Annotated in this window: 32 protein-coding genes and 1 riboswitch; of the genes, 1 reads left to right on the top strand and 31 read right to left on the bottom strand. The window is 38.3% G+C overall.

What is annotated here, in order from left to right; genetic code table 11:
• Positions 1-59: 59 nt before the first annotated feature.
• From gcvT to comGC, 7 genes are all read right to left on the bottom strand, one after another.
• On the bottom strand, positions 60-1,163 hold the full coding sequence (gene gcvT / locus OPF91_RS09350) for a glycine cleavage system aminomethyltransferase GcvT (RefSeq protein WP_264988483.1): 1,104 nt from the start codon (positions 1,161-1,163) through the stop codon (positions 60-62).
• A gap of 201 nt (positions 1,164-1,364) precedes the next feature.
• A riboswitch (glycine riboswitch) is annotated at positions 1,365-1,459 on the bottom strand.
• A 145-nt stretch (positions 1,460-1,604) separates the two neighbouring features.
• Complete coding sequence (locus OPF91_RS09345) at positions 1,605-2,117, bottom strand: shikimate kinase (protein ID WP_264988482.1); 513 nt, start codon at positions 2,115-2,117, stop codon at positions 1,605-1,607.
• A 20-nt stretch (positions 2,118-2,137) separates the two neighbouring features.
• Positions 2,138-2,338 (bottom strand): hypothetical protein, encoded by a 201-nt coding sequence (locus OPF91_RS09340; RefSeq protein ID WP_264988481.1) that lies wholly within the window; start codon positions 2,336-2,338, stop codon positions 2,138-2,140.
• Complete coding sequence (gene comGF, locus OPF91_RS09335; RefSeq protein ID WP_264988480.1) at positions 2,316-2,804, bottom strand: competence type IV pilus minor pilin ComGF; 489 nt, start codon at positions 2,802-2,804, stop codon at positions 2,316-2,318. The genes OPF91_RS09340 and comGF overlap by 23 nt, the downstream gene beginning before the upstream one ends.
• A complete protein-coding gene (locus tag OPF91_RS09330; RefSeq protein WP_264988479.1) occupies positions 2,734-3,051 on the bottom strand; it encodes a hypothetical protein in 318 nt (105 codons plus the stop codon). The genes comGF and OPF91_RS09330 overlap by 71 nt, the downstream gene beginning before the upstream one ends.
• Positions 3,044-3,478 (bottom strand): competence type IV pilus minor pilin ComGD, encoded by a 435-nt coding sequence (comGD, locus tag OPF91_RS09325; RefSeq protein ID WP_264988478.1) that lies wholly within the window; start codon positions 3,476-3,478, stop codon positions 3,044-3,046. Before comGD ends, OPF91_RS09330 begins: the two co-directional genes overlap by 8 nt.
• Before the next feature lie 2 nt (positions 3,479-3,480).
• Positions 3,481-3,777, bottom strand: a complete 297-nt coding sequence (gene comGC / locus OPF91_RS09320; protein WP_264988477.1) for a competence type IV pilus major pilin ComGC — start codon at positions 3,775-3,777, stop codon at positions 3,481-3,483.
• A 139-nt stretch (positions 3,778-3,916) separates the two neighbouring features.
• On the opposite strand from comGC, the gene OPF91_RS09315 reads away from it, so the two are divergent.
• A complete protein-coding gene (locus tag OPF91_RS09315) occupies positions 3,917-4,159 on the top strand; it encodes a hypothetical protein (RefSeq protein ID WP_264988476.1) in 243 nt (80 codons plus the stop codon).
• Positions 4,160-4,219: 60 nt separating this feature from the next.
• On the opposite strand, the gene OPF91_RS09310 is transcribed toward OPF91_RS09315, so the two are convergent.
• The 24 genes from OPF91_RS09310 to OPF91_RS09195 form a co-directional block, all read right to left on the bottom strand.
• On the bottom strand, positions 4,220-4,510 hold the full coding sequence (locus OPF91_RS09310; RefSeq protein ID WP_264988475.1) for a hypothetical protein: 291 nt from the start codon (positions 4,508-4,510) through the stop codon (positions 4,220-4,222).
• 58 nt (positions 4,511-4,568) lie between these two features.
• Complete coding sequence (locus tag OPF91_RS09305) at positions 4,569-5,243, bottom strand: M15 family metallopeptidase (RefSeq protein ID WP_264988474.1); 675 nt, start codon at positions 5,241-5,243, stop codon at positions 4,569-4,571.
• Positions 5,240-5,626: a phage holin family protein gene (locus OPF91_RS09300; RefSeq protein ID WP_264988473.1), complete on the bottom strand. Its 387-nt coding sequence runs from the start codon at positions 5,624-5,626 to the stop codon at positions 5,240-5,242. The genes OPF91_RS09305 and OPF91_RS09300 overlap by 4 nt, the downstream gene beginning before the upstream one ends.
• Before the next feature lie 112 nt (positions 5,627-5,738).
• Complete coding sequence (locus OPF91_RS09295; protein WP_264988472.1) at positions 5,739-5,897, bottom strand: hypothetical protein; 159 nt, start codon at positions 5,895-5,897, stop codon at positions 5,739-5,741.
• Positions 5,897-6,184 (bottom strand): hypothetical protein, encoded by a 288-nt coding sequence (locus tag OPF91_RS09290; RefSeq protein ID WP_264988471.1) that lies wholly within the window; start codon positions 6,182-6,184, stop codon positions 5,897-5,899. The genes OPF91_RS09295 and OPF91_RS09290 overlap by 1 nt, the downstream gene beginning before the upstream one ends.
• Before the next feature lie 15 nt (positions 6,185-6,199).
• Positions 6,200-7,567: a hypothetical protein gene (locus OPF91_RS09285; RefSeq protein ID WP_264988470.1), complete on the bottom strand. Its 1,368-nt coding sequence runs from the start codon at positions 7,565-7,567 to the stop codon at positions 6,200-6,202.
• Positions 7,568-7,996, bottom strand: coding sequence for a hypothetical protein (locus tag OPF91_RS09280; RefSeq protein ID WP_264988469.1), 429 nt, complete (start codon positions 7,994-7,996; stop codon positions 7,568-7,570).
• A complete protein-coding gene (locus OPF91_RS09275) occupies positions 7,965-9,590 on the bottom strand; it encodes a hypothetical protein (RefSeq protein WP_264988468.1) in 1,626 nt (541 codons plus the stop codon). The genes OPF91_RS09280 and OPF91_RS09275 overlap by 32 nt, the downstream gene beginning before the upstream one ends.
• 8 nt (positions 9,591-9,598) lie before the next feature.
• Positions 9,599-9,943 (bottom strand): DUF6711 family protein, encoded by a 345-nt coding sequence (locus OPF91_RS09270; protein ID WP_264988467.1) that lies wholly within the window; start codon positions 9,941-9,943, stop codon positions 9,599-9,601.
• Positions 9,944-9,957: 14 nt separating this feature from the next.
• Positions 9,958-13,014, bottom strand: a complete 3,057-nt coding sequence (locus OPF91_RS09265; protein WP_264988466.1) for a tape measure protein — start codon at positions 13,012-13,014, stop codon at positions 9,958-9,960.
• Complete coding sequence (locus tag OPF91_RS09260; RefSeq protein WP_264988465.1) at positions 12,998-13,333, bottom strand: hypothetical protein; 336 nt, start codon at positions 13,331-13,333, stop codon at positions 12,998-13,000. Before OPF91_RS09260 ends, OPF91_RS09265 begins: the two co-directional genes overlap by 17 nt.
• Positions 13,334-13,386: 53 nt before the next feature.
• On the bottom strand, positions 13,387-13,746 hold the full coding sequence (locus OPF91_RS09255) for a DUF6096 family protein (protein WP_264988464.1): 360 nt from the start codon (positions 13,744-13,746) through the stop codon (positions 13,387-13,389).
• A 300-nt stretch (positions 13,747-14,046) separates the two neighbouring features.
• Positions 14,047-14,469 (bottom strand): phage tail tube protein, encoded by a 423-nt coding sequence (locus tag OPF91_RS09250; RefSeq protein WP_264988463.1) that lies wholly within the window; start codon positions 14,467-14,469, stop codon positions 14,047-14,049.
• A 14-nt stretch (positions 14,470-14,483) separates the two neighbouring features.
• Positions 14,484-14,837, bottom strand: a complete 354-nt coding sequence (locus OPF91_RS09245) for a hypothetical protein (protein ID WP_264988462.1) — start codon at positions 14,835-14,837, stop codon at positions 14,484-14,486.
• A complete protein-coding gene (locus OPF91_RS09240) occupies positions 14,837-15,271 on the bottom strand; it encodes an HK97-gp10 family putative phage morphogenesis protein (protein ID WP_264988461.1) in 435 nt (144 codons plus the stop codon). The genes OPF91_RS09245 and OPF91_RS09240 overlap by 1 nt, the downstream gene beginning before the upstream one ends.
• Positions 15,268-15,597, bottom strand: a complete 330-nt coding sequence (locus OPF91_RS09235) for a hypothetical protein (RefSeq protein WP_264988460.1) — start codon at positions 15,595-15,597, stop codon at positions 15,268-15,270. The genes OPF91_RS09240 and OPF91_RS09235 overlap by 4 nt, the downstream gene beginning before the upstream one ends.
• Positions 15,578-15,901: a phage head-tail connector protein gene (locus OPF91_RS09230; RefSeq protein WP_264988459.1), complete on the bottom strand. Its 324-nt coding sequence runs from the start codon at positions 15,899-15,901 to the stop codon at positions 15,578-15,580. The genes OPF91_RS09235 and OPF91_RS09230 overlap by 20 nt, the downstream gene beginning before the upstream one ends.
• A 4-nt stretch (positions 15,902-15,905) precedes the next feature.
• Complete coding sequence (locus tag OPF91_RS09225) at positions 15,906-16,091, bottom strand: hypothetical protein (RefSeq protein ID WP_264988458.1); 186 nt, start codon at positions 16,089-16,091, stop codon at positions 15,906-15,908.
• A 50-nt stretch (positions 16,092-16,141) separates the two neighbouring features.
• Positions 16,142-17,134: a major capsid protein gene (locus OPF91_RS09220; RefSeq protein WP_264988457.1), complete on the bottom strand. Its 993-nt coding sequence runs from the start codon at positions 17,132-17,134 to the stop codon at positions 16,142-16,144.
• A 22-nt stretch (positions 17,135-17,156) separates the two neighbouring features.
• Entirely contained in the window at positions 17,157-17,864 is a 708-nt protein-coding gene (locus OPF91_RS09215) for a DUF4355 domain-containing protein (RefSeq protein WP_264988456.1), read from the bottom strand.
• 97 nt (positions 17,865-17,961) lie between these two features.
• Positions 17,962-18,204, bottom strand: a complete 243-nt coding sequence (locus OPF91_RS09210; RefSeq protein WP_264988455.1) for a hypothetical protein — start codon at positions 18,202-18,204, stop codon at positions 17,962-17,964.
• Positions 18,205-18,264: 60 nt separating this feature from the next.
• Complete coding sequence (locus tag OPF91_RS09205; RefSeq protein ID WP_264988454.1) at positions 18,265-18,498, bottom strand: hypothetical protein; 234 nt, start codon at positions 18,496-18,498, stop codon at positions 18,265-18,267.
• 5 nt (positions 18,499-18,503) lie between these two features.
• On the bottom strand, positions 18,504-20,054 hold the full coding sequence (locus tag OPF91_RS09200; RefSeq protein ID WP_264988453.1) for a minor capsid protein: 1,551 nt from the start codon (positions 20,052-20,054) through the stop codon (positions 18,504-18,506).
• Positions 20,055-20,076: 22 nt separating this feature from the next.
• Positions 20,077-21,471 carry a phage portal protein gene (locus tag OPF91_RS09195; RefSeq protein WP_264988452.1) on the bottom strand — a complete coding sequence of 465 codons (1,395 nt, stop codon included), beginning with the start codon at positions 21,469-21,471 and terminating at the stop codon, positions 20,077-20,079.
• Positions 21,472-21,475 lie beyond the last annotated feature (4 nt).

The following is a 21,475-nucleotide window of genomic DNA, read 5'->3' as shown; positions in this document are numbered from 1 at the left end:
GCTTCAATTCACGTAGCACTAGAAAGAGTATCTTGCTCCTTCTACCATTCATTTGCTTATTATTTTGAACGTTTATAAAACGGTGTTGCCACTGTTACTACTTTTAACTGCTTTCCACGAATTTCGATTGTTAATTCTGTACCAATCGCTGCATATTGGCTATCAATTAAAGCATGACCTACATTACGTTTGGATGAAGGAAGCTGTGTACCTGTTGTCACTTCACCAATTTCCTGTCCATCTTTAAATACTTTATAGCCATGACGTGGAATGCCTTTATCAATCATTTCAATTCCCACTAACTTGCGTGGTAAACCATTTTCTTTTTGTTCTACCAACGCTTCATGACCGTTAAAGCCATCTTTATTTAATTTCACAGCAAAGCCAATACCCGCTTCAAGTGGTGAAATAGTTGCAGATAGTTCTTGTCCGTATAATGGTAAGCCTGCTTCAAAACGTAATGTATCACGACTACCTAAGCCTGCTGGTACAACACCTTTGTCTTTACCAGCTTCTAAAATTTTATTCCACAATGCTTTAATATCCTCTGGAGAACCATATAACTCAAAACCATCTTCCCCTGTATAGCCACTGCGAGAAACTAATACTTTGTGACCTGCTACATCAACATTTTCTTCAAAGCGGAAATAGTTAATCGCATCCACATCCGTCGCTGTTAATGATTGAAGCACTTCTACTGATAGTGGTCCTTGTAATGCAATTTGTGCATAGTTGTCAGATTGATTATCGATCGTTACATCATATTGATGCTGATTTTCCATCATCCAATCGTAATCCTTATCAATATTCGCTGCATTGACACATAATAAATAGTGATTGTCAGCTAATTTATACGTTAATAAATCATCCACAACGCCGCCATCTTCATAGCACATTGCATTGTATTGTGCTTGACCTGTGGCAATTTTGGCAATGTCATTTGACAAAAGATTCTGTAAAAAAGCGAGTGCGTCAGGACCTGTTACAAAGATTTCGCCCATATGAGACACATCGAATAACCCTGCACGATGGCGTACTGCATCATGCTCTTCTTTAATAGAAGAAAATTGGACAGGTAACTCCCAGCCACCAAAATCAATTGTTTTCCCACCGTATTTTGCATATTCATCAAATAAAGGTGTACGTTTTAAAGCATTTGACATTTTTTTGCCCCCTTAGTGTTATGTACCTACTACGTCACATCATTCGTCTGCTTTCATAGACAAAAAAAGACAGACGAACCCCTTTTTAGGATTCTCTGTCCTTGCACCTGAAAGTTACACCAAACAAATCTGCATGACATCATGCCAATCTGTCGGCTTTCCCCTTTGGTGGCTGTTATCATACAGCGCTCTCCAGAGTTGCGTCTTATACGAGTCCTTTTACCTGAGAGATTCATAGCACCTTACTACTTGCTCCTTCGGTGACGCCTACATGCGTGCTCTCCCCGTATAATCATCCGCCCAAGATGTTCTTGGTGTTATTTAGCAATCATTACATTATGAATGATTCATTTGTCTATATCCTAACATTAATTCATTTGAAAAGGCAATCTTTTTTTAATCCTTCTCAAAACACGAACATTAGATAATAAAAACAGATAATCATTCGCCTTTTAGACGTTTCGCTTGGAATACTAAATAATCAAGAATTTGACGAAGTGACCTACCTTCTGTCAACACTTGTATATGGCCTACTTCCCGATAAAACTTCCGTCTGTATTGGAAAAGTTTGTATAACTCCTCTTTTGTAGAGCTTTGCACAATCGGGCGGTTGGTATCATGTTGAATACGAGTATATACATCTTCAAATGTCGCATCTAAAAAAAATACCAGTCCACTCCGTCTCATAATTGTCCGATTTTCCGCATTTATTGCCACACCACCACCTGTTGAAATAATGCAAGCCTCGTCCCTAAAAGTTTTCAAAAATTCAGTTTCAATTTCTCGAAAACGAGCCTCGCCATATTTTTCAAAAATTTGTGGAATGGTCATTCCCTGCTGTCTGACAATTTCATGATCCATATCATAATACGGTATTTTCAATAAATAGCTTAATCGTCTCCCCAACACGCTTTTCCCACTGCCCATAAAACCAACTAAATAAATTTTTCGCACTTAAAATCACCTTCTTATAACTACGATTCTACACTGTCTGACAAAATTTGTCCTAATAAATTTATCGTAGCGCGAACATGTAACTGTTCTAGTCCATCAAATGTTTTCAGCTGAATTTCATAAGACGCACAATACGCAAGAATAAAAGTAGTTACCAAAAATAATAATGCAATTGCAACGAAAAAAACAGCCCCTCTATCATTTTTCAATAATTGGTACATAGAAAGTGCGCTCCTTTTTGATACCACTCGGCATTTCAACCGCTACTGTGACATGACCATCTATATACTCAAACTGACATCTTCTCACACCGTTAAGTAAAGGAATATGTCCCCCTGCCACTTGATCACGAATCAGGTCACTGTAACAATCAATATTATGGGTAATGTTGTTTGCTTTAAACGTAATTCGTCTCTTATCATAACGAACACTAAATGATTGGATATTTTGTAAATACATATTGAAATCATAGACAAATAGCTCCCACTTGGATTGTTCGTCAGACATCACTGTTTTATTCATCGTGCCAAACCATAGCATAAGGGTAATAAATAAATGAGAAATGAGCACAAAGACAACTAGTTGAAATAATGCCTCTAGTAATGTATAGCCCGTCTCATTTCGCCATTTCCCCCGACAGTTGGATACATTTTTGACGCATTTGTCTCGTATTTTGAAAATGCACACACACCTCCTGTCCATCAAACACCCAGTTATACGTTACATGATCAATAATGGTTGTCCCTTCCGTTTGCTGTAATGCTCGATATAGCTTCAGTCCTTCATATGCCGTTTCTGCTGCCACAACCTCCAATCTTTTATTGTAAAGTGTTGTTTTCATCGTATAACTGACTGGTAGTAGTGTGGCACATAACATCATGATGATACTTACAGATAGAATGGTTTCTACAAATGAATAACCTCCCTCATTCAACTCTCGCTCGCCCTCTTCCTAATGTGAGAATCACCCGTTTCGTTCCATAGGGTGTTCTAAAAATTAATGTTCCTGCATTCACAATGCTGCCTGTATTCGTGTATCGAATAGCAATAATTGTACTTGGGCTTGGTGCAAACTCCACACCTTTTGGATAGGGCCTTTTATAAACATAGGTATACAAATCTTTTTTTACTCCGTAGTGCCTTGCTGATTCTTCAAATCGCATCTCTAAATATTCTCGTCGATGCATATTGTAAATTTGCGTATATTGAATATCTAATTGCATTTGTTTAAAAAAACGGTCAATTTCTCTTTTTTCTGCTATACTGAATGAAAATTTAACAATGAGTGTGGATAAACAAATCATAATAAACAATACAAGAAGTGTTTCGAGCAGTGTAAAACCTTGTTGTGACTTGACCATGCTCAACCACCAGCATTTGTAGCAGAAGGAGCATTCGCTAATTTCACTTCTCCTTCACTCGTAATGACAATCGCCTCTTTATTTGGACAGCTTGTTTCATTTTCTTTCAAATAGCCTTTAGCCACTAAATCTTCTATCGTTGGATACCCCATATAATCCACACGATATGCCTCTACTTGTCCTTGCACCATGGCGATATATGCTTTACACCCTTTTTCATCAATCGTAGCGAAATGTTTGGTTACGTTTGGGATTGAAACTAAGATTAAAATGGATATAATTAACAATACAATAAGCATTTCTATAACTATATGGGATAACCCTTACATAATTTGTTATACTACTGTTCTATATGGTCTTTTCCTATTTATATATATGTACATTTTGTAATTTATCTTATAAACTATATACAAAATTATACATATAAGGAGGTTTACTATGAAACATCGTCCACCAATAGCTTATCACAGCGCAGGTAAAGATATTATTGAAACCGATGATGAACGCTTTTTTGCCCTCAACGGCTGGGATGGCGAGCGCTATATGAATTGTTATGAGTGTACTTACTTTGGTCAGAAAATTAGCCAAACGGTATATGTGGTACGTCCTGTATGGGGAAATGCTGTGCTGGGCATCACAGATGAAGAAGATTTTATTTTGGATTATGTAGTTGAAGAATAGTAAATGACCAGCAAAGCTAAAAAGCCGAGCTGGTCATTTGTTTATATAACTCAAAAGTAGTTATCTGTCTATAGAAGATTTCCATTTATAAGATACTACTTCTCCAACCAAAATAGTTTTGACATTATTTAAATCAAAAGGGCCGTATCCTACTAATTTCTTTAGCTCTTTAATAATTATTTCTTCTTGATTTTCTAGTAAGTTACCTTTGTTAACTCTAACACTTGTTCCAGAATATTCAATTTCAAATTTATAACTAAGATGCCCAGAAGCATAATCACCTGAAATAATTAATGTAAATGCACCTTTATTTTTAAGTCTAACTTTAGAAATTCTTAAATTAACAAACATAGATACTCTCCCCTTTACTGGAAAGTATAATAGTAATGTAAAATATATGCAACAATTATTAGTTGTTGTTGCGTCGTTGCTGAATCGTAATGTACAATCCTAACAAACGATCTGTAGTCATGTGCTTATTTTGCAGGTCCTTCAAATGGGATGCCTGAATAACACCTTCTTGAATGGCTTGCGCTAAAAAAGCCTCTGCAGCAGTTTCCATCGCAGGGCTTTCTGGATTCCAAGTTGTATTTGTCAATGCGTTTTCCTCCTTTGGTTTATCTTCCACAATTAATTGTACTTGCATCTTGCTGTTACTTGGTACAACAACCTGCCCTTCTAACTTATAGCCTTTTGGTGGTGTCCAATTTGATTTAACTTCAAAATGTGGTCGGTCAATGTTACCTACCCAATCACCACCCCATGTAATACCTAATTTACGAGCAATCGCCCCCACTTTACCCAATGTTGCCACATCATACAATGATTGTGGTGGACCAACAGCAATGTCCCATGCTAGGCGTGATTTATGATTGCTTTGTAATGTCCAAGTAACAATTTGCCCAGGTCTTGTGCGGCCCTGTGCATATAAGTAATTCTGGCGCTCTTGGCTACGATACGTTTCAGTAATAAAAATATTGGAGATGCCTGCTTTATAGCATTCCTGAAATAGCAATCGACAGGCAGTTTGTGCAGCTGGTAATAACTCGGCTAAATCTCGACATGTAGTTGTTACGCTTGTCATTTACGTTCACCTTCTTTATTCAGTTTTTCAATTGTCTCTCCTACAATACCTGGCATATTAACACCCAATGTTTGTAGATTTTCCGCAATTGAGCCACCTTCCTTGTACAAGAAAAGCCCCAAAGTAGCTCCTAACAACACAAAGTTAAAACCGAATAGTAAATCTAATACAAGCACCAAAACAATGGCTATTAGCTCCCCAATCCATCTAATAATGCCGTCACGCATGATTGCTGATTTGTAAGGACTAACCTTCTTCCATGTTTTTAATAGGCCCGTCAGAAAATCGAGAGATTTAAAAATAAAGTACGCTGCCAACATGTAATAAATCGGCTTTGGTACAACCGCAAAAATCGGGTGTTGAATAATTTGTGTAATGTCCATAAAATACCTTCCTTTTTCTCCATAATAAAAAGGACACGCAAATGCGCATCCTTCAAAATCCCAAACGTTTGGGATTATAGACAATAAAAATAACGCTAGTCATTGACTGCGTTTAAATGCCTTCGGTATTCGCTAAAATGTAATCCTCCACGGCTTGTCGGTATGCCTCATTTGTGATGTCATCAATGACATATGTTTGACCTGTTTTTGGATTAAGACCCCCCAACAAAATTCGCTCTGCTGCAATTCTCACTACAATTTGATTGACCATTATAAAATCCCTCCATTTTCTGCGTCTGCTGCTAGTAATAAAGCATCCTCTAATTCACGGATGCGGCGTTGTTCCTCATTTTCAATCGGTTGTAAAATAGGTACTCTATTTTCCATATCAATACCAATAATCATATTCTTTGAGTAATCGATTGAACCATAATCAACATCAATAAACTCTACTATCTCATCCACATCACGAGGCGCCTCTGCATTGTTAATTTCGCCTGCTGTAAACAATATGTTGCCTGTAGAGGCATTATAATAAATCCTATTTCCTACTTGCATGTATGAATCCCTCCTTCACTTAATAGCCCACCAATCGAATTGTCCTGTCCCCAACGGGTAAGCTACTTTGACGTCAAAACCGCCAGCAAACACAGAAAATACATTTCCGTTATTGGTGTTACCCATAATAGTAATAAACTCAGATGTTGTCCATGTACTGTTATACAATCCCCATGCTTGTATATTCCCTCCTCTCGAACGAAATATGATAGCACGTGGTTTGAATGATAGTCCACTCACTACAAACATCGTTTGACTTTGAGTGCTCGTAATAGTCCCTGCGCCTGATACGATATTACTTAAATTTAAAATATTTGCCGCCATGACTGCGAACTCGGCTGTTGGTGATGTCACAACACCCATTTGGGTAATGGCGTTCGCGATGGCGGTTTTACCATTACTTACAGATTGCTTTAAATCATCAAGATAAAAATAATTATTGTCATGTGTGTCTAAAACAATTATCCTACCGTCTTGTAAAAATGACATAGCAACTTTGCCGTTACGTAAAAACTCAAAACCATAGTCTGCAGTGTCACTAGCATTAAATCGTACATGAGCACTGTGTTGTTTATTATTTGTCCTGAATAATAAACTGCGTAATGCACCCTCAATAACAACGTCCTCTTTTGTCACAAGTAATCCAGTAATTGTATTATCACCTTGCTTCGTTACAAAACCAGAAGATTGTGGTAACCAGGGGTAACCATCACCCGTAGGAGAACCACTATCCCATATCCTAGTACCTGCTGATTTTAAGTCGCCAAATATAGAGTATGTTCCTATCATTTCAACTTTGACCGTTAGCGGATTACGTGCTGTAGGGGCTTTACTTAAGGATATATCTATCCCATTTGGACCATGTACAATATCGCCTATTTTATAAGACTTAGCAAATGTTGGAGATATACTAATTATGTCCATTTGATTGTAGTAAAGAGTATCAGTGTGTTTTGCTATATTATATACAACTTCAGCACCACCTCGTACTGTCGAGTGACCTGCTGCTGTTGCATAAGTTACTTTAATAAGCCCAGAAAAATGACTAACACTAATTCCAACGATTAGCCTTTCCACATTAACTTCAGACTGCCAATCTTCCGCAGTCACATGAAAAACTTTTGATACACTATAAGTACCTAAGTTACTTATATCAACATCATTATAAACACCTTTTTGCCACGAGTTACTGGCTTGTTGGTCAGATTTAACAAGTTGTTCTTCAATCTTATTCATATTCGCTGCCATAATAGGTGTACCTGGCTCATTGATTTGACCTTCGGCAGGCATTAAAGTAGTTGTTCCATCCCCATTATCTTGCAATGTAAATGTCCGAGGTTTTTCAACTTCTCGGTTTTTCCATATGGTCGGTTCATATGCCAATTAAATCAACCCCTCTCCCACTATATAAGCACCACAAATAGGCACAGCGTCTACGTTACCTCTGTAATGCAAATATAGTAAATTCAAATTATGTTCTAATCGATGAGCGTCTATATAGGAAAAAGCATCGTTTGCTTTCCAGTCCAGTTTGTTAGGTAGCCACCCTGCTGGAGTTAAACGTTGTCGTAATAAATGCTGATTGCTTTCTATTCGATTTAAACTATCAGCAAAATCAATATGTTTCATATCACGATTGTACACAGTGTTTAATGGTGGACCCGCAATAAAATACCTTACAAAATCAGCAATAACTTCTGTATTGTTTTCCACTCTATTGAGGTCTTCGAAATTATAAAAATCGCTTGAAGACCAATCTAATTTAGGAGCTATCCACACATTACACACCGCCTCTCGCTTCTGTTTTGCCACTTAAATAGCCTGCAAATTCATATTCTTGTTTGGTGATTCTCGATTGTTTTTGTGCAGCAAATGAATCCTCAATAAAGACAATATCTCCACATTCAAGCGCTGGATTTTGACGCCAATTAACTTGGTAGATTGCGCGTAAATTACTTTCATCTATAATCCATTTAGCTACATCCTGTGCATGGGCAAACGTATTAATTAAAGGATTATCACATTTAAGTGAAACACCTTCGCGGACGTCATCGTTAGCAAATGTATATTCTGTTTTAGTCCCTCCAGAATGAACAACCATAATAAATGTTTGAACTAGCTTTTCTAAACTGATTTGTGGCTCCTTGTAAACATTGTCAAACGTGATATTTTTCATGTCATACCCAGAGTAAACTGTTGGTGTAACCATACCTGTAAACACATCAAAACCTGTAAAGTTAATATAAGAAGTGCTTTCATCTAATATTGCAAAAGGCTTAATAATCACAGTACCTTCTCTATCTTGATAAACAGCACTTTTGCTTGCAATACCTATACATTGAAGAGCTTTTCGGTAGGTTATTTTGTCGTTAAACCCGTTTGTAGTTATACTTTTCAAAGTATTATCGATAAAGTATTGAGCCACACCTACTTTGATTAAAATATCCTCTGCTAGCTCATACAGATTGGACACAGTTGATTGAGTGTACTCTTTTTCCAATAGCTCAAAAATATTACGAGCTGTAAATGTCGTTGTGAGGGCTCCTTCATCAGATTGCCAATCCGTTAAGTAAAAGCCCTTTGCAGTTATATATTCAAATGTATCTTCCTCAATTTCAACACCTAGCTTTACAGCTACTTCTTGGCGCTCTTTCAAGAATCGATAGAACCCTTGAGGATTCAAAATGTTGAACTCTTTGCTTGAGTTATCAATGGTAAATTTCAGCTCATTCGCTGGCAATGTATCACCAACCACATTCATCTGTTCTACTAAATTCACTTTGATTAACTTGTTACCCTCATACTCCTGAAATACACCAAAATCGATATTTACAAGTCTTGCTCTTCTATAAGGTTTAGCCCATTTATAAAAAGTAATAACGATTTTTCTGTATTCATCCAAGCCATGCACCCAAACAAAAGAAGCTCCTTTATGCCCCTCTACTAATTTCGACGTGATTAAAATATTGTTCTCCTGAAACACTTCAATTTTAAAATCAGAAGGATACTCATTGGTTAACACATCAAAAGATAAGGTAAGCCCCATTGAATTATGAGGCTCTTCAAATGTAAGTGTTATAACTTGAGGTGTAGAGAAAACACCATCTGCTCCACTTATTTCCCCACTCCACCAGCCTACCTCACTGTCACCATCAACAGGCTTCGGCGGAATGCGAAAACTGCCATCTAATCTAAAATAATCTCGTTCAAAAGTAGCGTATTTATTCATTGTTTGGCGTGCTCGATTCGTAACTTGCCAAAGTCTACTTAACGGAGCTTCAGAGCTGGCAGAAAGTGTTACATCTTCGTAAGCAGCGTTATCTAAAATCTCAAAGTGGACTTTGGCAGATGTTTTCCTTATTGGGGCATACACAGCTGACTTAAATTCTCTACTTACCTCAATCATAACCTCACCTACTTTTCAATAATATTGAATTTAATATCTTTCCAACGTACATCACCATTACGAAAATCAAGCGCTCCGATAGTTCTATCACCTGCATAAAAGGTTCCTGACTGGCGAGAGTTTGTTTGCGGATCCTCATACTCTACTTTAAAAAAAACAGGACTTACAGCGTTTAATACTAACTGTAAGTCCAATTTACTAAGGTGCTTCCATGCCAAATCAATTTTTCTTTTTGTGGTAATACGTTCAATTATCATATCTCCACGAGCATTTCGCTCTGCCTTAGAAATATCAAGAATCCCTATTGAATAATCTGAAGGAGTGGGAATCTCCTTACCATCAATTTTTATCAAGATACCTCACTCCTTTAGATTGGTTGAATGATTGTCGAGCCTAAACGTTGTCCTTCCTTCACAAGATAAGGATTAAGGATACGGGCTAAAGTTGTCCCATCCACATTGAGAATGATGTCTCCACCATCGTTATTTGTAGACTGTGGCCCGCCCATTTGCATGGCTGCCATTACTGCTGTACCAAGCGCACTCGCTAACTTGTCAACAAATGGTGTATTTTCTAACGGAACAACCATTTCTGCCCCAGCCTCACCAGCAATGTAATTACCAAAATTAGTTGCTCCGTCTACGATACCACCTCGTGCAAGTTTAGGGATTTGCGGTACACGTATAGGATTTATTTTTATATCCACCCCAGGTATTTTATCAACTAATGACGTAGCTCCCTGAATCAAGCTATTCAAATGGTCCAGAATACCTCGAATAGCAAAATTGATAACATCAATTGTCAGATTTAGAACACCTTTAAAAATCCCTGAAATCATCTCAATTAATCCCTTATAGATATCAACTATTCCTTGCCACGCCTTGCGCCAGTTTCCAGTAAATATCCCTGTTAAAAAATCAATTATTCCACCAAGTACTTTTAGAAGACCTTTTATAATGTCAGCCAATCTAGCTACAGCTGTCGATACAATGTCCACTATAAATAAGAAGATATTCTTAAATTCAGGACCCAGAATATCAACAAGAAATTTTACAATCGGTGTTATGAACTTGTTTGAAATTTCAAGAGCTCCGTTAACAAGTTTTGCTATGAAATCACCAAGTTCTTTTATTAATCCCTTTAAATGTTTGTCCCATAACTCTGTGAGCTTCTCCAAAAAGGGTTCTACTATCGGTTTCAACACTTTGTCCCATAATCTCTGAAAAATATCCTCAATATTTTTGAATAAATCTTTTAGATTATTTAATAAATCTTTTCCGTGTTTATTCCAAAGATCAGCTACGATTTTTAGTGTATCTGTCACGATTTTTTTCACTAAATCAAATGTTGGCTCAATGACTGATTTATAAATATCATTCATTAAGTTAGCCGCCCATTCAAAGGCTTCTGCGGCCACTTCAAATGCAGCCACCAAAATGTCCGTGAAAATAGGAACAACTGTTTTAATAATGGTGTTCGCGATGGGGATAGCGAATTTATTTAAAATATAATCAACAAAAGGTTTAATAGTACCATCTAACAAGGTTTGGAGGGCTCCGCCTACTCGAGGTACAAATTCAAGGAATGCATTTTTTATCTTTTCAAGAGCAGGTAGAATAACCGTAGCTGTTAAGTTATTAAGCGTTTCTGTCATATTTCCAAATGTTTTAGCAAACAACTGCATCGCAAAAACTAAAATATCTGTAAAAATGGGGGCAAAGGTTTTAATCAGTTGGGATGAAATAGGAATAATAAAACTATTTATCATGTAATCCACTAAAGGCTTAATAGTTCCATCTAATAAGGATTGCAATGATGCTGCAACAGATGAATTTGCTTCTAACCAGGCTGATTTTATACTTTCTAATGACGGAAGAAAAGTGCCGTCCCATAAAGTTATCAATTCGTTTGTAACGTTTTGCATTGTTTCAGCAAGTAACTGCATAGACCAAACAGCTACATCTGCAAATACAGGTGCAAAATCTTGTACAAAGCCTGTTACAATAGATGGGATAAAATCAAATAAAATATATTCTGCTGCCGGCTTTAAAAAATCATTCGTTAGTTGCTGTAATGTACCACCCATTTCAACAAACGATTGTTTAATTGGACCTATAGCATCTCGCAATGGCTGTAGTGCTGGACCTAATCCGCTGAATGCATCAGCAAATCTTGCTCCAAGGCTCTGTGCACCTCCCCATAAATCGTTAAACGACTCCTTGATTTTATCAACCATTTCTTGGATATGCGCCGGAATTGTCTCTGTATCGATTTCAGGCATTTCAAAATCTGCAATGTCATCGATTCCTCCAATTCCACCTACATCTCCCCCCGATCCACCAGAGCCACCTCCACCCCCGGAATCACCATCAGCTTTTTTGGACGGCTCAGAAAGTGAATTGATTTCATCAAATCCTGCTACTGCTCGTTTTGCTTCTTCTGCGGCTTTCTTAACTTTCTTACCTGATTTTTCTGCTTTCTTCCCCGCATTTTCAGCCGCTACACCCATCGAATCTTGTACTGCCGCACCACCTCCGATTGATACGCTAGCCTGCTTATTTGACTTCGAAACACCAAATAAAGCCTGCATAAAGAATTTAAAATATGCTGTCACTTTAACTAGCCAACTAGCCACTCTTTGTAATATTGGGATAACAAAATTTGCAATTGGCATAAATGCATCACCAATGTTAGTTTGGATATCCCCTAATGTTTTGTGTAATAGGGATAATCGTCCCGCAAAAGTATCTGCATATCTTGCAGCGTCGCCAACTTGAAATTTAGTTTCATCCATGATTCCGTTTACTTCGGCCTGAATTTTCTGTTGTTGCGTAAGATTGTTTGCAGTAGTACCAATTGACTTTGCATACTCATCCCACATTTTTGCCACGTTTTTTGTTACACCTGCATTATCAACTAATATGGAATTTTCGCTTTTTAAACCTTCTGCTGCACTTGCAACAGCTGCACCTAACGTGTACGACGATTGTCGACCAAACGCCGCAGCATCCTTTAATCGTTCCATCACCAGTTGTATTTGTTCGTCATTATATCCTCGTGCAGCTAAATTCTTATAAGCTGTCACAGCATCGCCAAGGGGGACTAAACCATCCGCAATATATTCATTAATGAAACCCTTTGCCTTAGAAAAAGAACGCCCTTGTCCCTCGATGATACTTTGTAAGCCAAGGAATGCACCTTCGAGATCACTTGATGCTTGTATAGCGTCTTTAATGTACTTACCGATGGCTAATCCAGATAAAACAATGGCTATTCCTTTAAAAGCACTCTTGATAGCATCAGTAGATTTTCTGACAGCACCTTCCATGCCACTAAGCTCTTTCTTTACTTTGCCCATTTCGCTTCGAAGTTGTGAGGTTTCAGATGTGATTAAAATCTGCAATTCTTCAATTGTCATCGCCATGCTGTAATCCACCTCGTTTCCTTTTCTCAGCTGCATAAGTTTCGATGCGAGCTTTCATAAGCTCCCAGTTTTGTTGCTTGATTTTCTGTTGCTCTGCTCGTTTTTCAAGTTCAGGGAAAATGCTAGGGAAGGCTTCGTGTATTTCTTTTGGTTGCTGTTTACTTCCTAGAGCGATGCCAACTAGATGAGAGATGAGATTCGCTTGGTGATAGGCAACAATTGATTGATATTGCAGTTCGACTTCTTGCCTTTTCACATGGCCTTTTATCACCGCTAAAATTTCCGCATACGTCATATCCCAATAAAAAACTGCATCCACGCCAGCTTCTACAGCTAATGGATACAGTTTTTCGAATAGCTCTGTTAAATTTTTTATTGGTTCGCCTGTTGCGTCGATGTCTCTTGCGTCTTCTCCTGACTCGGGAAAAAACCCGATACGCGAAATACCTCGATTAACACAGGCAATAAATCTGTATAGGCATTGCCATCCTCTACATATTGGTCATATAAATTGACGATATCATCAAACTTAACCCCATGATGAAACTTTTGGATAGCTGCATGAAAAATCAATAATACGCTACTGATAGAAGGCATATTTCCACTTTCTACAGCCATTAGAATATCCAATGGGTTTCTTCCGCCGAGCTTCTTTTCTAAGTCGATTGTTGCAGCTGCTGTAATGCGTAACTTGAACTCTTCGCCACCATAATTTAAGGATGTATATTTCATTATTTTTCCTCCAATATAAAAAGCACCCTCGAGTTTGAGAGTGCTTCTAAATTATTTGTTATCTGATTTTTGATTTACAAAATGGGCAATAACTTTTTGATTTAAATGGGTATGTAAGTAGCCAAAAACCTGATGTAATAAGGCATAATCCTACAAAAACCCATGATATTTGTCTCTTTGGCTGTACTGGTCTTTGGCACAAACCACAATGAATAATTGCGCTCATTGATATCCCCCTAACAAACCTTATTTATAGGGGTATTTTACCACAAAATCAAACATGCTCCAACATCTTAATAACTATGGAGTCGGATTTGTCACTGTAATATCGCTCTGCAGCGACATAGAAGCAGTGAACGTCATAGCTGCATTTACTGCTGCTGAATCCATTTTTACGTTTACGTATGCATCAAATTCATGCCCTGTACCATCTGGATATTCAACCTTGAATGTTACCACTTTCCCTGCATCTTGTAGCCCCCGTAATACACGGTAATTACTACCCGATGTTTCATTGTCATACAGGAATTTAAACGCCAAATCCCCTAAATCTCGAATACCAGGGATATACTGCTTCACTGATGATGCTAGAGTAGTAACATCCACTTTCTCTGGGTCTCCACCTAGCTCAGGTACTTCCATTAGATGCTCAATTTCAGTAAATGAACCTCCGCTAGTAGCTTTATAGCTTAAAGTCGTGTCTTTTGTTAATAAGCCTGCCATTTTTCCACTCTCCTTTATTGATGAACAAATTTTGTCCGTTTATCTACTACACCACGAAAGCGCATTGTTTTTCGTTTTATGCCACTGGGATCGTTTAAGTCAGCTTGAAACTGCCGAAGAAAACCAATACTAGCCATTTTCTCATTCACAGCTTGAGCAATCGATCCTGTTGACCTTGTATGCCACACATCTATTAAAATGATAATTTCAGACTGTAGCTCTGTATGCATAGCTCTGTAATTGGAGTTATCTGCCTCTTTAAACGTAATATGCGGCGTTTGTGCTGGTCCGGATGGAAACTCATCAGAAACAGATACCCCTTCCATTGTATTAAGCAATGCAAAGATTTCAGGTTTCACATCATACATTAACGACCACCTAACTTCCTTATCTCTTTTTGCAGATGTTCTTTTAATGTTTGCTTTATCTTTACTTTATTTTGCTGTAAAGCTGGATATAGATAAGGCTGTGCATCCATCCCTGCCCAATCCTGACGATAATTTAAGTTTTGAGGGGATTTAGGAGGAGATGGCGACCCTTCCCCTCGTTGTCCTGTCCCGAATTCTACATAAGCAGCATATTCAACATTTGTAGAGACTTTACCAATAATAATGTCCGATTTTTCCTCGACAGTTCCTTGTATACTATTTTGCAATCTGCCTTCATCAGCTGGCGCAAGGTCTTTCGCATCTCCTTGAACTTGCTTGATAGCTTGGCGTATACCTGTTTTTAAAGCTTTTTTGCTGTTGCCCCCTAGCGCATCGATTTTCCTTACAAGGCTGTCCAACCCTCGAATTGTCATGTTACCACCTTCTCTAAATCAATTACAAAATGGGTATTCCATGGACGAATCGCTACTACTTTATAATCTGGATCTTTATCAGCTGCTACAAAAATGCAGAGACCATCGTTTTCAGTTAAATCATCGATCGTCTCTGCATAAGCGACTAACATGTACTTGATTTTTGCACCGTACATCTCTACATGCATTTTGCCGCCTGCAGGTTGCACATTTGCATGTAGTGTACCGCCATCTCCCCAACCGTCGTATGTTGTACCGTCATCCTCTGTTACCTTTCCAAATTTTTTTAAGGTGCAAGGCTTTAAATCACGTTGTCTTAGCCGCATAGCGTGTCGCCTTTAGCAATCTAGCTTGGATAATGATATTTTGTATGGACTGTGGTAAAACATCAAAGGAACGGCTAATGCCACCCTCTGAGTGGGATGTCTGCCCCTCAACCCCTTGCATGTTGTAACGAATAACAGCAATTTGACGGATGGTTGACTCTAATAATTTCGGCAGTTCGGCACGATTAGTCCAAGTTAAAATGTCATCTTGAACATCATCTAAAATAAGTTGAAGCTCTGCATCTTTGGTATCGTCACTTATTCCCAAGGTCATTTTCAATTTATCTAATTGAGTTTGAGACATCTCCTCACTCCTCTTGCTCAGTAATCAATTCTTTTAGCTTTTTCGCACCTAATTTAGACGCATTTTCAATTCCTAACTGTTGAGCACGTTCACGTAATTGACTTAATTCATCGCTTTGTTTTTTCTCTTTTTCAAGGGCTGCTTTTGCTGCTAATTCTCTGCGCCTGCGTTGGAATGCTGTTGCTGACAATGTTATCATCCTTTCCTTGGGATTATAAAAAGAGAGGTTGTCGGCCTCTCTTACTCCAATTTATAATTAAATTTCACGATACGAATTGCTTTAGGTTCATACACACGCTCCCAATTAGCCACAAGAGCGACTTCTGCATTTGATGGTGTTGGACCAGTAACAGTTGCATTTTTAAATGCTACACCACGTGGATGCAACACAAATGCCTGACGATTAATCAAGATATCATCCCCCGCGAGAGAATCACGATCAGTTTCAACTGCTTCGGGATGGAATCCATTTCCTAAACCAATAGCACCTTCACCGAACAAGTATGATGTATAAACACCTGCATTTACTGGATGTCCGTCATCAACAATTACTCGTCGCCCCATGTAAGTAGGAATTTGTACTTTCCCTTCCGAATCAGGAATGAATTCAATGAGATTTTGCTTTTGCAAATGTGTGTATGAAGCACTATGCATCGAAATAGCTGTAAGAAGGCTTGATGCATCCCCTAGCTTTTGTTTGGCATCAAGGAAAGTAGAACCAGATAAAAGAGCTTTGTCACCTGCTAAAGATGAAATATCATGTGTATTGTCAGCCATTGTTGGCGCTGCAAATACACCTTTCAGCATAGCGAATAACAACGCTTGTCGGCGACGTGCCCAATAAGTAGCAACTAAATCACCGATAGCCGCCATAGGGTCGGAACCTGCTAAAACATGCGCTAAGTCATTCGAACTCCATGCCTTTCCTCGTAGGAATAACGCCGCAACATCTTGTCCAGCTGTAATCTTACCTGGTGTTAATGCATTATCATCAGACAATACTTCATCGTCGCCATCAAGATCTTCCCAATACGGCATATTGATGAGTTTTCCGCCTCCCTGTGCTAACTTATCTAATTCAGGGTTATTAGAAATGATGCCAGATGCCTGCAACGCAGATAATTCCATAGAACGTTGAATAACATACGGGTTAAACACCTCTGGAACGATGACATCACTAATTTTTGTTTTAGCAAAGAATTGAATATCTAATTTTACTAATAGTTTACTCATATTGAACCACTTCTCCTTTTTATTACTTAGCAGCTGCAATAAGTTGCTTCGCTAAGTCTGGATTTTCTTTTAAAATGCGACCTTGTTCAGTAAGGTTGAAGTCAGGACCTTTCTTCCAAGGATTCTTTTCACCTCCGCCTTTAGCACCTCCTCCGCCTGGAGGATCGCTACGCAGACGTTCATTAACACCTGCTTCCACTGCTGTGCGGAATGCAGTTTCAACAGCATCTAGACTTGCATTAGTAGCCTCAGCGCTAGAATAGACAAGGATATCTGCTAGCGTTTTTGGTAAACCTTTTTCAGCAAGAGTTTCTAACGCTGCAGCACGGAGTTCACGGCGAGTAATTTCACCTTCTCGCTTCAACAATTCATTTTCACGCTTCTGACGTTCATGCTCAGCCTTTTGCTCGGCGTTCATTTTCGCCAGCTTTTCAGCTTCCGTTTTCGCTTCCTCTAGTTTATCTTGGTAATCTTTTTCCCATTTTTTATGTGCCTTACCTAAACGCTCTCCTAAAATGCGGGTAATCTCCGCCTGTTGTTCTGGAGTAAATTCGACCTTTTTATCTTTGTCTCCATCACTCTCTCCAGAATCATCATCGTCAGTACCTTCATCGTCACCGTCTGCAAAGAATTGCAAATCAAGTTTTAAAGGCTCAAACGCTTTAACAGCTTGTTTAGGTTTTGAAAATAAAATCTTGACAAACAAAATAAACATCTGAATAAATTTCATAATTACCTCCACCGTTTAACGCCCGTCGGCTATTTCCATGCTGCTTTTAGAGTCTTCGGCACGTTTTGGACATAATAAAAAGCCGTATCACTACGACTTAAACTTCTTCAATATTCGCTGCAACTATAGCCATCGTTATGTCACTTTGAATGTGAGACATTAAATACTGGCGTTCGTTTACATCTGCATTGGCATATCCTGTTAAGACCTCGCCATTTGTTGAATGTTCTGCAGCTAAAGTGATGTTTTTAATTTCACCTTTTTTAGCTAAATCAAGAATCTGTTCAATCACATCAACAATTTGGGCTTGTGGCGTGCTAATTCGTGTAATTTTTGCCATATATTTATCTCCTTTAGGCGTAATAAAAGCACTCTCTAAACCTGACAAGGCAGAAAGTGCTTAATTAAAGAAGGGCTCTATATCAATTTCCGACTTAATATAAACCGCACCGATAACGTAATCGTTATAAACTTTTATAATCGATCCTTTCAAATTATAGGATTGAATTTTACTATTATCCACATCGGTCAATAAATCTTTCTTACGTAGTTCTGGAAGGTGTTTCTCTAAAGCCGAACACTGTTTTACAAAGATTTCTTCATCCGGTTGATTGCAAATATTGTATTCAAACACTTTAATCACTCCAGTCCTAATTTTTTATTTACTTTTTTATTTGTCTTACCAGCTGTGTCAATAATATCTTGATAAGCCTGCTCTTTGGTCAATCCTTTGCGCTCCATTTTACTTATAACTAGATCTTCAAATTCGATATTCGGATTACTTTCGTTCAAAGCTTCTGCAGCTTCTCTATTATTCATCATTAACCGTGCTTCTGTACGATATCGGTTCCTCATAGCGTGTGCTTGTTCGGCTTGGTTCTTCAAAGGTTTGCTTCCGTCAATCTTATTAATGATATCCTTATCATGTGCGATGTACCATTGCCGTACTTCTTTATCACTAAACTTGCCATTGAACGTCTTTCTGTAGTCTAAAGAGTTTAAAACCTGCTGTTTTCTACTCTTTAAATCCTCCCAAGTCTTTCTTTCATTGTACTTCAAATTCTGAAACTTGGTAAAGCTTTTAGCTCCTAATTCCTTACCATAAACCAGTTTATATTTCTCATATTGTATTTTATCAGCTGCTTTATTTGCAAGCTGGGTTTCTATAATAACTACCCGATTAGTACCATGTTTTTTATCTAAACTTTTTCGCCATTGGGCATAATTCATGCTAGCAGGTATCAGTTCTACTTCACCTGTAACAGGGTCTCTAGCTCTCCGTTGTACACCCTCAAGTGTTTTAGGACCGAAATATGCTCGAGTGGTTGAACGGCAAAAAACATGCATCGGAGGCATGTTAACACCAGGCTTTGCATCCTTTACCTTATAAATTTCACCATCTTGCTTTTGGCAAATGGTAGATGTTCTTTTATCTAATACAGCCCGAAAGATATATTCGTCTATTTCTGCCTCGATATAACTCTCCATTTCAGCAGCATTCGCCATATAGGTTGTTTCAGTGCGAATTAAACGATTGGCCGCATGTTTACCCACATTCATTCGTTCAGACAGTTCACGTGCCATTTTAGCAGTGCCTGTACCTGCCATGAATCCTGCTGTGATTACCTCCGTTATTTGCGAAGCTAGTACATCAGTATTACTCCAGACACGTTGACTGAAATGTTCACCACTCCACGGATTTTTTAGGATGGATTCGACTGTACTTGCTGGCATGGCGGCAAATTCAAAGCCAACCCCTAGACCTTGTTGGATATCAAACATAGTACGATAATAGGCGTCATTTATGGTGCTTGCACAGCCTGCTGTAGTAGCCTTTATTTCGGCGTCAGCGATTATTTTTGACTGTAGGTATATATTTTCTTTCAGCGCCTCTAAACGGGTAATACGTGCCACATAAGCAGGAGCATTTAATCGATTTAACAGTTGACGTTTAATAGCTGGATCTTGTACTTTATCTATCTTTCGTTTAGTGGCGTTCCATTCTTTTCGTGAGATGGGCTCATTTAATATCTGTCGAGCTTCTGTCGCTGAGAGATCGCCATCCTTAGCAAACTTATCAAATATCTTTTGAGTTTCAGCATTAATATCCTGCTGTGCCTTGTCATAAGCACTGGTTACTGTCTTAACAGTAGAATCAGCTGAGTGATGGTATTTATCCATGCGCTCCATTGCTCGCTTATCCCAGTAGGCGTTACTTCTCGATTTCAGCGTCATCGTCTGTCACGTCCTCGGGTGAGTCTGTAGGGAATCCAAATGAACGCTGTTCACGTTTCATCCTCTCCTCTAGCTCTTTTTGAACCTTCTTCTGTTCATCCTCCGATGATTCTACAAACGGCAGCAAAGAAAGAAGTGTTTCACTACTCACTAAACCAATAAGGGAAACGATATCCTGAATTGTCAACTCATTTTCTGGCAGATTTCGAATCATAGTAATCTCTACGTTTGATATATTAACAGCCTGCGCTTTTACAGTGAGGATGTTTGCAAATAACTTTAATCGTTCACGTAATCCTTGCACGAAGTAGCGCTCTTTGATCACAGCCAATTGCTCTAATCCGAATAACTTGTACTTCATAGCAACCCCCGAAGCATTAGAAGCAAAGTTTTCATCCGTTAAATTCGGCACCATGGAAAATTCATGGATATCCTTTTTAATAGCATTTTTCAACACTTCAACTTCTGTTTCGTTCAGCCCCTTTGTAAGCCATCCTGCATCAGCACCAACTGGTAGTTCAATAATTTTATGCTTTTTGATCATCCGTGCTGTTTCTGACTGTTCCTTTTCGGTATCTCCAAGTGATACACCTATTAATTTTAAAAGAGCGTCAACAAGCTGTTCCTTGTCATTGATACGGTCAGATTGCAGTAAATTATATGCATCGATTAAACTTATCTGTTGTTCAAAATCTCCTTGCTGTTCTTCATTGTTCCAAAATTCAACGACTGGTACACTTTGATAATAATGAGGTAGCGTTTCTATCAACTCATATTCTTCAGCATCGATTTTTTCCGTGAAATATTTGACAATTGATGTTGCCGAATAAACATTGATATTCCAGCCAATTTCTTTGTTGTCTATATCTCGTTTTTCATAGTAATGAACTGCAAACATCGATTTATATTCGACCGTATCGTCAACGACTAGGAATATCTGTCGTGGGTCAATCACTGTTACTTTGGGAATTGGTACTTCATCACTCGACATAAAATGGAGCTCTAACCCTATCCCAAAAATAGATAAGTCTTTTGACAGTTCTTGGTCATGAGAAACGATATCGATTTCTTTATAGGCTGCTGAAATAGATTCAATTTGTTCACCCTCATACTTAATCGGCTTACCAAACGTATACCCTGTTGCAATATCCGTAATATACTTTGCGTGATTCGCCACTATTTTATTATTAGGCAGACCCATTTCGTCACCGGAGAGTTCCCGCGCTAAAATAACGTGCTCTCCTTTGTAATAATTTTCAAGATTATTTAATCGACCTATACTTGTTTGATGCTCTGCGATACAACTGACAAGTAAGGGAATTGGAATATTGTTAATATCCTCAACTAAGCTCCTATCACGAATAATTGCCATTTCA

The organism is Lysinibacillus piscis (genome assembly GCF_026012395.1).
GTDB classification, from domain to species: domain Bacteria; phylum Bacillota; class Bacilli; order Bacillales_A; family Planococcaceae; genus Lysinibacillus; species Lysinibacillus piscis.
The sequence above is the reverse complement of the archived record's forward strand: the minus strand, read 5'-3'. Positions and strand labels throughout refer to the sequence as shown.